General features: G+C 68.3%; 8 protein-coding genes and 3 pseudogenes. 8 read left to right on the top strand and 3 right to left on the bottom strand.

From position 1 onward, the window contains the following. Nucleotides 1-480: 480 nt before the first annotated feature. The 3 genes and pseudogenes from ACIF80_RS37310 to ACIF80_RS37300 form a co-directional block, all read left to right on the top strand. Nucleotides 481-900 carry a hypothetical protein gene (locus ACIF80_RS37310; RefSeq protein ID WP_399813439.1) on the top strand — a complete coding sequence of 140 codons (420 nt, stop codon included), beginning with the start codon at nt 481-483 and terminating at the stop codon, nt 898-900. Between the two features lie 296 nt (nt 901-1,196). Next, nucleotides 1,197-2,096, top strand: a complete 900-nt coding sequence (locus ACIF80_RS37305; RefSeq protein ID WP_399813437.1) for a Ppx/GppA phosphatase family protein — start codon at nt 1,197-1,199, stop codon at nt 2,094-2,096. A 195-nt stretch (nt 2,097-2,291) separates the two neighbouring features. Continuing rightward, a pseudogene (locus tag ACIF80_RS37300) lies at nt 2,292-2,725 on the top strand (transposase family protein); the annotation flags it as partial. On the opposite strand, the gene ACIF80_RS37295 reads toward ACIF80_RS37300, so the two are convergent. Together ACIF80_RS37295 and ACIF80_RS37290 are read right to left on the bottom strand one after the other, a co-directional pair. After that, nucleotides 2,678-2,854, bottom strand: a complete 177-nt coding sequence (locus ACIF80_RS37295; protein ID WP_399813442.1) for a hypothetical protein — start codon at nt 2,852-2,854, stop codon at nt 2,678-2,680. The pseudogene ACIF80_RS37300 and the gene ACIF80_RS37295 sit on opposite strands and share 48 nt — an antisense overlap. A 344-nt stretch (nt 2,855-3,198) precedes the next feature. After that, nucleotides 3,199-3,578 (bottom strand): annotated as a pseudogene (locus ACIF80_RS37290) (alpha/beta fold hydrolase); the annotation flags it as partial. A gap of 140 nt (nt 3,579-3,718) precedes the next feature. Here ACIF80_RS37290 and ACIF80_RS37285 point away from each other — a divergent pair. From ACIF80_RS37285 to ACIF80_RS37275, 3 genes and pseudogenes are all read left to right on the top strand, one after another. Continuing rightward, nucleotides 3,719-4,437, top strand: a pseudogene (locus ACIF80_RS37285) (IS6 family transposase). 520 nt (nt 4,438-4,957) lie between these two features. Continuing rightward, on the top strand, nt 4,958-5,512 hold the full coding sequence (locus tag ACIF80_RS37280; protein ID WP_399813434.1) for an EF-hand domain-containing protein: 555 nt from the start codon (nt 4,958-4,960) through the stop codon (nt 5,510-5,512). 402 nt (nt 5,513-5,914) lie between these two features. Continuing rightward, the gene (locus ACIF80_RS37275) at nt 5,915-7,003 is read left to right on the top strand and encodes an integrase core domain-containing protein (RefSeq protein ID WP_399813432.1); all 1,089 of its coding nucleotides are present in this window, start codon (nt 5,915-5,917) and stop codon (nt 7,001-7,003) included. Nucleotides 7,004-7,203: 200 nt separating this feature from the next. Here ACIF80_RS37275 and ACIF80_RS37270 read toward each other — a convergent pair whose 3' ends face one another. Beyond that, nucleotides 7,204-7,806: a hypothetical protein gene (locus ACIF80_RS37270; protein WP_399813430.1), complete on the bottom strand. Its 603-nt coding sequence runs from the start codon at nt 7,804-7,806 to the stop codon at nt 7,204-7,206. A gap of 563 nt (nt 7,807-8,369) precedes the next feature. Here ACIF80_RS37270 and ACIF80_RS37265 point away from each other — a divergent pair. Both ACIF80_RS37265 and ACIF80_RS37260 read left to right on the top strand, forming a co-directional pair. Continuing rightward, nucleotides 8,370-8,675, top strand: coding sequence for a transposase (locus ACIF80_RS37265; RefSeq protein WP_399813427.1), 306 nt, complete (start codon nt 8,370-8,372; stop codon nt 8,673-8,675). A 54-nt stretch (nt 8,676-8,729) separates the two neighbouring features. Beyond that, nucleotides 8,730-9,029: a hypothetical protein gene (locus ACIF80_RS37260; protein ID WP_399813426.1), complete on the top strand. Its 300-nt coding sequence runs from the start codon at nt 8,730-8,732 to the stop codon at nt 9,027-9,029.

The following is a 9,029-nucleotide window of genomic DNA, read 5'->3' as shown; positions in this document are numbered from 1 at the left end:
GCCCATTGCTCATCCGCCAAGTCGCTCGGATACGGTTCTCGCTCCATGCGATGAACCTCCGCATGAACATGCCCACCGGCGAGCCTGGACGGCAATCAGTGCCACGAACGAGTGATCACGAACCAGGAAAGATCGGACTTAACGCCCTCTGGTCGACACCCAAACCCGCTCCCACCTGCGTGGATGAGGTATTCAGCAAGGGCACGCATGCCGCAAGGCGCGGCTGGGAGCCGGCCTGCCGGCCGAAGACGGTCCCAACGAGGGGGAGTGCCGGTCGAGCTGCACCAATCTCGCCTACACGGACAGGAACGTCGTCGAGCAGCGGCGCCTCCGGCGGTGGTGGGAGGCTGCGGCAGCCGACCGGCTGAGCCCGCGTCCCCTGCGGGACCGGGCGGCCGCGCTGGCGGAGAGCAGCCGGGCCGCCATCGAGGCCCATCACGCGAGCCCGCCCGATCCCAACCCGACGACGCAGGAGCCGTGATGGGACGCCGGCCGCGTGACGAGGAAGCCGACCGGGCCGCGATCCGGGCTGCCGCCGACCGGCTCCTGGCCGGCACGCCGCTGCACTCGCAGTCCGGAAAGCTGACCGCGTCGGAGTTGATCGCCGAGAGTGAGCTGCGGCGGAATGTCGTGTACCGGCACACCGATCTCATCCAGGAGTTTCAAGTCCGAGCCAAGGCCCAGGACGCCACCCCGACTGCGATGCAGGAACTCGCCGATGAGAACCGGCAACTCAGGTCCGAGGCCGACGATTTGACGGTCGAGCTCCGTCAGGAGCAGGCGAGGAACAAGACCATGCGCATGATCATTGCTGAGCTCGCCCTCGAACGGGAACGGGAACGGGCCAAGGCTGAACTCGCCGGAGTGTCCGGGGTGAAGGTGCTGCCCAACCGGCTCTGACAGGGCCATCGTGGGAAAGGACCACGGTGGGCGAAACCGTACGGTCGAGGATCCGGGACCTCCGTGCGCATTCGGCGTGAGATCGTCCACGGCTCTACCGCTGCGGGCCGGGGCGGAGGGTGCACGGGTGGTGACGATATGCTCACGCGGTGGGCCGGAATCCCCGTCGCGTCGTCGTCTGGGCTGCCGGAAGATCGGAGAAGGAGCCGGTCCGCTCGAGCGTGGGGCCAGGGGGTGATGGGATGCGGCAGGCCGGTGTGCTCGATGTCGGGTGTCACAGTGCTTTGCTGACGGTGGTGCGTCGGCGCCCGGGGACGGTGCTGGAGCCGGTGTTCTCCCGCAAGGTGCGGTTGAGACTGCACGAGACCCTCGACCGCAAGGGGCGGCTGGACAAGGCCGGCATGAAGAGCGTCGAGCGGGCAGTGGCCGAGGCCGTCGCCGCCGACCCGCGTCCGCGCGGACCGGAAGTGTTCGCGTTCGCGACCTCCGTCATCCGGGACGCGCCCAACCGCGACGAGATCATCGCGCGTGTGGCACGCACCACCGGCACCCGCCTGCGCGTGCTGAGCGGCGTTGAGGAGGCGCGGCTGGCCTACGTGGCCGCCCGCCAGTGGGCAGGCCCGACGGCGGGGCAGCTGCTGGTCCTGGACATCGGCGGCGGCACCGTAGAGATCGCCTCCGGCACCGGAGACCAGCCCCGCGCCGTCCACTCGCTGCCACTAGGTGCTCGCAGGATCACCCGGGACTGGCTTCCCGGCGGCACCGCGCCATCCCAACGCCGCCTGGCCGAGATCCGGCAGCACCTTCATCGGTCCTTGGAAGCCGTGCCCGGTCTGCCGCAGGCCGAACCGGATGGGCGGGTGCTGGCCTGCTCCAAGACCTTCGAACAGCTCGCCCGGCTCGCCGCCGCCCAGGGCAAGACACCGCGAGCCGGACGGCGGCTGGCGCTACCCCAACTGCGCACGTCCGTCTCCCTGCTGGCCGCCGCGGGCCCGTCCCGCCGTGCCAAGCTGCCGGGCATCTCCCGGCACCGCGCCGAACAGTCCCTGGCCGGAGCCCTGATCGCACAGGCCCTCATGGAAGCCTGCGGGGCCAAAAACGTCGAGATCTGCCCGTGGTCCACCCGGGAAGGGCTATTGCTCGAACACCTCGGCCCGCCCCACATCACAGCCGACCGTTCCCGCCTGGTCGGCTAAGACCGTGAGCGTTTTTCAACCTGCTGGTCGGGCTGGGCCGTTGGGCTGACAGACAGGTGAAGCCCCTGGTAGATGGGTTTTCGACCAAGAAATCCGTCTCCACCAGAGGCTTCGTATGCTTGTCTACCCTTCCCCAAGCTCTCGGCTTCGCTCGAGCAGGGGAGACCCCATCGCGTCGGCGTGTCCAGCTCTGCCCTGCGCTTCCTGTCCGCCAAGCTGCGCCGGCGTCGCCGGGAGCTCGGTACCCGGTGGCGGCGCCTGAGCGCCGGCCAGCAGGCCCTGCTCACTCTCGCCACCTTCGCAACGGCCACCCGTATGCCCAGCTCGCGGCCGGGTTCGGCATCGGGACCACGACCGCGTACCGGTACATCACCAAAGCCGTCGAGGTCCTGGCCGCCCTCGCCCCGGCCCTTGCGGAGGCGGCCCGGACGGCATCGATGAAGGCATTCGTGCTGCTGGACGGGACCCTGCTGCCGATCGACCGGATCGCCGCCGACCGGCCCTTCTACTCGGGAAAGCACAAGAAACACGGGATGAACGTGCAGATCCTGGCCGATCCGTCTGGCCGGCTGTTGTGGGCCTCACCGGCTCTGCCTGATGCCGTCCACGACGTCCGGGCCGCCCGTGATCTCGACCAGGAACTCGCGCATGATCTTCCTCCGCTCCAGGGCGCCCGGCGAGGGCCGGAACGCCCCTGGTGGGGGAGGTGGGCCTGGCCTGCGGCGGATCCGGTGGCCACCGCGGTCGAACGGATCCACCCCCGGGATTCTCCTTCCAGCCCGCGGCATGCAGGGCGGAAAGACGACGCCACGCCCACAGGACGCCTGCCTTCCGGGTCGGCCAGCGGAGGCAGAGGGCGCACCGGGTCGAGCGGGAGTCTGCGGGACGATTGTGCCGCCGGGCACGGACGCGGAGGAGTCCGTGCCCGGCGGCGGGGAGGGGAGGTGCCGCTCGGCTCGGATCCGGCGGTGCCGACAAGACGTCGCCTCCGAGGAGGGTGCCTCCCGTGCCCGGGGAGTGCTGCCGGAGTGGACGTTCCCATCGACAATCTGGGGCTCTTCGGCGCCGGGGACCTGACGGAGATCGTCGATGACAAGTGGCGGACCGTCTTCGCGGCGCGCTCGGTGTGGTGCCTGCTGATGTGGCGGGCCGCCTCGCCGCCGCCCGTAAAATGCCCGACCAGGATCGTGTCCCGCAGGTCAGGCTCTCGATCAGCCGGGCCAGGTCGTCGGCGTAGGTGTCCATGCCGTTGCCCGGCCAAGGCCGGTCCGAGCGTCCGTGGCCCCGCCGGTCGTGGGCGATGGCACGGAAGCCGTTCTCGGCGACCAGTCGCATCTGTTTGTCCCCGGCGTCGGGGTTCAGGGATCAGCCGTGGCTGAACACGATGGGCTGTCCGTTGCCCCGGTCCGGGTGGAAGATCCTGGTGCCGTCGTCGGCGGTGATGTACCCCAGGGTCTCGGCCTTCCGCCTCGCCGGGCTCATGTCCCGGCCCGATGGCGCCCGGCGACCCGCTGCCCGCCGCTGTGGGGCGGCCGTCCCGTTCGCACGGCATTGTCAGGTTGTTGTGGGCCCTGCTGGCAGGATGATCTCCGGTTGGTTCACGGGGTTCGTGGAGGGGCGTCGTGGAGGCCGCAGCGCCGTCGTGCAAGGGGTTCCGGTATCCGGTGGAGATCATCTCCCACGTGGTGTGGCTGTACCACCGCTTTCCGCTCAGCTTCCGCGAGGTCGAGGAGCTCCTCCTCGCCCGCGGGATCATCGTCTCCCACGAGACCGTCCGGCAGTGGTGCACCCGGTTCGGACCCAGTACGCGGCCGGACTACGCCGCGGCAGGCCCCAGGCCGGTGACAAGTGGCACCTCGACGAGGTCTACCTGAAGATCAACGACGCGTGGCGAAACCTGTGGCGCGCCGTCGACCAGGACGGCAACGTCCTGGACATCCTCGTGCAGGACCGCCGGGACACCGCCGCGGCCCGGCGCTTCTTCCGCCGCCTGATGAAGAAGACGTGTTCGGCGCCGAGGGTGGTCGTCACGGACAAGCTGCGCTCCTACGGCGAGGCCCACCGCGAGGTCATGCCCTCGGTCGAGCACCGCTGTCACAAGGGCCTGAACAACCGGGCGGAGAACTCTGACCAGTCCACCCGGCAGCGCGAACGCGCCATGAAGGGCTTCCGTAGCGTCGGAGGAGCTCAGCGGTTCCTGTCCGCGTTCAGCGGCATCTCACCGCACTTCCGGCCCCGCCGGCACCTGATGACCGCCCCCGAGTACCGTACGGAAATGCGCCACCGCTTCGCCACCTGGAACGAGATCACCGGCACCACCGCCATGCCCACCACGGCCTGACCCGGGTCGGTGACCGCCCCCACCATGCCCCGCCACCCGCTCAGCCAGCCATCCTCAGACAACTTGACAACGCCTGCGGGGATCCATGGGGTATCTTCTCCTGTCCCCGTCACCCTAAGGGTGGCTGTGGTCAACCGGCCAGCAGAACCCTCTTCCGCAGGAGAGCAAACCCGGCCCGGCCGGTCTTCGGAGAAGTTCCGCGCGTCCAGCAGCAGTCCTGCCGGGACCGCACCAAGGTCAGGGTGCTCGACCCACCGCCTTACGACGCCCAGATCGAGAGTGCCTTCCCCCTCTCAGACGAGTTCCTGCGACAGGTCGCCGAGCTCGTTGCTCTGCCGAGGCAGCGCGAGTCCAGGTCGAGGGCCATGTCCACGTCACCGGTATCGAAACTCGCACCCCTCCCTCTCCACTCAATTGGGGGAACCATTCCTACATTTATGGTTTTCGGCTGGCCTTGTTCCCTAGCATTTTCCGAAATCGTGGCGCCGGGATGTGCGCTGCCTCGGGATGAGGGAACAGAATGACGAGTGCTGTGAAGAGCCAGAAGTTCAGTATCCTCTTCGACTGGTTCGACCAGGGCGGGGACGGGCAGCTCACCCACGACGATCTCCAAGCCATGGCAGGGCTGTTCGCCGGGCTGGCCGCGGAGGACGACCACGCGAATGCCGCAGCCATGCGGGAGGCCTTCGAGGAGTGGTGGCAGCTGCTGCTCAAGCACGGCGACACCGACGGGGACGGGCAGGTCTCCCGGCAGGAGTTCATCGCCGTGATGGAGGCCAACGTCACCTCTCCTCAGCACTTCGAGGGCGCCGTCCTCGCGATCGCCGATGCGCTGATGAAGGCGCTCGACACCGATGGCGACGGGGTGCTGAACCGAGACGAGTACGTACGCATGTACGCCTCGCTGGGGGTTCCGCCGGAGCATTCCGAAGAGGCGTTCAAGAGGCTCGACCGGGACGGGAACGGTGTGATCAGTCACGAGGAGTTCAGCACGGCGATCTCCGAGTTCTATCTCAGCGCCGACGCCAACGCTCCGGGGAACTGGCTGATCGGCCCCTTCACTCCGTCCGTCTGAGCACATGCCGGTAGCCCGGCTGAATGCGCTGCTGGACTCCGAGAATGTAGCCCCGGCTTACAGCTGCCTTCTCGATCTGCCGCTCGCCCGCCTGAAGGAGGCCGGGCTCGTGCGCGAGCGCACCACGCAGCGCACCGATTCCACCCATGTTCTGGCCGCGGTGTGTGACCTGACCCGGCTGGAACGGGTTACCGAGGCGGTCCGTGCCGTGCTGGAAGAAGTGGCCCGGAGTCCGCGAAGAAGCCGGCCGTTTCCACCGCCAGCAGGCACCACTGCTGCGTCCGGTGCCCGCCGCGCCCGCCCAGGCGCCGCAGGACATGCCCGGCCCGCCAGCGCAGTGAACGTGCCGGGCCCGGGGGAGTCCCGGGCCCTCACTCGCGATCGGGTCTCGTGCTCGTACGGATGATTTACCTGCTCGCCACGCGCGTCCTCGCGTGGCTCGTGCTGCTGTGCCGATCGTCATCGGCGAAGAACGCGGAGATCCTGATTCTGCGGCACGAGGTCGCGGTGCTGCGCCGCCAGGTGGCCGCCCCGAAGCCCACCTGGCCGGACCGGGCGCTGCTTGCTGCCCTCGCGCGAGTGCTGCCCCGGATGCTTCGCGGCCACCGAATCGTCTCCCCGCGCACCCTGCTGGCCTGGCACCAGCGCCTGATCAGCAAGAAGTGGAACCAGCCGCCCCCGCCGGGGCGCCCGCCCCTGGCCGGCGAACTGCGCGACTTGATCATCCGGCTCGGCGTCGAGAACCCGTGCTGTGGCTTTCGCCGCGTCCACGGCGAACTGCGCCGACTCGGACACAGGATCAGCCCGGCCACCGTGCGCCGTCTCCTGCGCGAAGCCGGGCTCGGACCCGCGCCCCGCCGGCAGCCTGCCCGGCGTGAGTGGGCCGCCTTCCTCAAGGCCCAGGCCGAGGGGCTGCTCGCCACGGACTTCTTTCACGTTGATACGACCAACCTGCGGCGGCTGTACGCCCTGTTCGTGATGGAGGTCCGCACCCGCACCGTGCACATCCTGGGCGTCACCGCCCACCCCACAGCGGCGTGGGCCACGCACCAGGCCCGTCAACTGCTGTGGCATCTCGGCGGCCGGGCAGGCGAGTTCACTCACCTGATCCGTGACCGCGACACGAAGTTCACTGCCGCCTTCGACGCCGTCTTCTCCAGCGAGGGGATCACCGTGGCCAAGATCCATCCCAGGAGCCCCAACTGCAACCCGCACGCGGAGCGCTTCGTCCGCTCCGCCCGCGAGGAATGCACCGACCGCCTCCTGCTCTTCGACCGCGGCCACGCCGAGCAGGTCCTCCACGACTATGCCCGCCACTTCAACCATCACCGGCTTCATCAAGGCCGCCAGCAGCTCGCTCCGCTCGACGACCCGAACGTCCTTCCCCTACCGACGACCCGGATCCGGCGACGACGAGCCGTCGCCGGTCTCATCAACGAGTACCACCCGGCAAGCCGGCCACCCGACGAACCTCAAGCTCACAGCCAGTGAAGTCCTTTTGAAGCGGTACGGGGAGATCACCCCGGCCGGGTATCCAGTGCCCCTGTACGACGGCGACGCGTTCCCCACAGACGGTCCCTTCACCATGACCAACCCGAAGATCCTCCCACCCGGTCAGCCAACGTGGCAGTGTCCGTTTTCACCCCCCATCGCTCATGCGTCATTCCGGTTGTCGAACCGGAATTGCCTGCTCACGGGTTTGAGCCGACAAGGATGGGAGCCGTGGACGTCCCGAAGATCTTGATGAGGAAGTTGCCTCGGAGGACGGGCAGCGTGCCGGTGGTGATTGTCGCCCCGCAGCCGAGGGCACTGGTTACCGCCAGCTCGCCGGGGACGCTGTTGACCGACAGGATGCCGGTGGAGTTGCGGTAGGTGGCGGACGCCTTGCCCATCGTGGTGAATTGGCAGGCGGACACAGCGACGCGTAGCTGGACACCCTCGAGGTAGCCGGAGGTGACGCCCGTGGCCGGGTTGTAGTCCCGCGCGACGAAGCGCCACGGAGCAGAGGCGGTGAAGGAGGCACCGCCGAGAGCGCTCTGACAGGGCGAGGCGATGCTGCCAAAGGTCAGTGTGCCGAGTGTTGCCACCGTGGCCGGGTTCCCGCCGGCGCTGTACATCGAGCCCTGGACGGAATATTGCGTACAGACCAGCGGAACGCCGGCGGTCAGGCTCATGTAACCGCTGTTCACCCCGCTGATAGCGGCGGGGTTCGGGTTCGCGGTCCACGTCGTCGAGGGATTGGCGGATGCTGGCACGACAGCCAGGCCAAAGGTGACAAACATCGTTCCGGCCATGAGGGCCAGTTTGCGTAATGACCTCTTCACGATGGTCCTCTCCATCTCACGCAGGGACTGGAACGAGCACAGGTCCGACACCGACGCTACGGGTGCGAGATTGACCGGAACAATGCCGATTCACATGATTGTCAGAAGAATTACTGTGCTTTCTTTTCCAGGTGAGCGAACCGAAGTGCCGCATTGTCATCGGATGACAGCAACCGCAGGTGCCCGGCGGTCCACGGGGCACGGCCGGTGTTCCTCAGGCAGCACGCCAAGGTTCGGAGCCACTGAGCTCTTTCCAACCTCACGCTGACTGGCTGTTCTCTATCCGCTCGTAGAATCGATCGGGTTCGAACAGGGCCCTGGTTCGGGTGAGTCGGACAGTGCAGGTGTATGGAAGAAGGGCCTCTTGGTAGCTCGCGGTTGTCGAATCCAGCGAGAAGCAAGAGGCCCTGATGTCGAAGTGTCGCGTGGTCGCAGTCGCCGAGTCCAGTCCGGCCACTCCTGGGTGTGACTGCCTCGCCCATCGGTTCGGGAACGCGGCCGACTGGCCGGCCCGGCGGCCCGGTGGCCCGGACATGAGCGATGCCGAGTGGGCACGGGTGCGGGACCTGCTGCCGGTCCCAGCATGGATGGCAGGCCGGGGCGGGCGGCCGGAGGGTTACTGCCACCGGCAGATGATCGACGCGGTGCGCTACCTCGTCGACAACGGCATCAAGTGGCGGGCGATGCCCTGCGACTTCCCGCCCTGGCCGCGGGTGTATGCCTTCTTCGCCCGCTGGCGGGATGCGGGGCTGGCGGCCGAGTTGCACGACCGGCTGCACGAGGCCGTCCGCCGCTCGGAGGGCCGCAGCCCCGAGTCGAGCTCAGCTCCCGCCCATTAGATCAACGGACGCAAGCGGCACCTGCTCACCGACACCCTCGGACTCCTGCTAGCCGTGCTGGTCACGCCGGTCTCCACCACCGACCGGGACGCCGCCCGGATCCTGCTGCCCTCAGCGAAGAGCCACTTCCGGCGGTTGTCGCGCATCTGGGCCGACGGCGGCTACACCGGTCACCTCACCGACTGGGCCGCCCTGCACCTCGGGCTCGTCCTCGACGTCGTCCGCCGCAGCGACGACGCCCGCGGTTTTCGGGTCCTGCTGTCGGCGTACGGACTTTTCTCCCCAGTTGCGTACGGACCAACGTCCCCAGCTCTGGCCGCGGGCAGCGGTAGCACGGCAGAGGATCTGGGTTGA

The organism is Streptomyces sp. NPDC085927, assembly GCF_044540975.1.
Classification (GTDB): Bacteria; Actinomycetota; Actinomycetes; order Streptomycetales; family Streptomycetaceae; genus Streptomyces; species Streptomyces hirsutus.
The sequence above is the reverse complement of the archived record's forward strand: the minus strand, read 5'-3'. Positions and strand labels throughout refer to the sequence as shown.

What these genes read in the sequence shown, in the direction of transcription:
- ACIF80_RS37270 (WP_399813430.1), bottom strand. Translation starts at nt 7,806, where the DNA reads ATGGCCGGAACGATGTTTGTCACCTTTGGCCTGGCTGTCGTGCCAGCA.
- ACIF80_RS37275 (WP_399813432.1), top strand. Translation starts at nt 5,915, where the DNA reads ATGATTTACCTGCTCGCCACGCGCGTCCTCGCGTGGCTCGTGCTGCTG.
- ACIF80_RS37280 (WP_399813434.1), top strand. Translation starts at nt 4,958, where the DNA reads ATGACGAGTGCTGTGAAGAGCCAGAAGTTCAGTATCCTCTTCGACTGG.
- ACIF80_RS37265 (WP_399813427.1), top strand. Translation starts at nt 8,370, where the DNA reads ATGAGCGATGCCGAGTGGGCACGGGTGCGGGACCTGCTGCCGGTCCCA.
- ACIF80_RS37310 (WP_399813439.1), top strand. Translation starts at nt 481, where the DNA reads ATGGGACGCCGGCCGCGTGACGAGGAAGCCGACCGGGCCGCGATCCGG.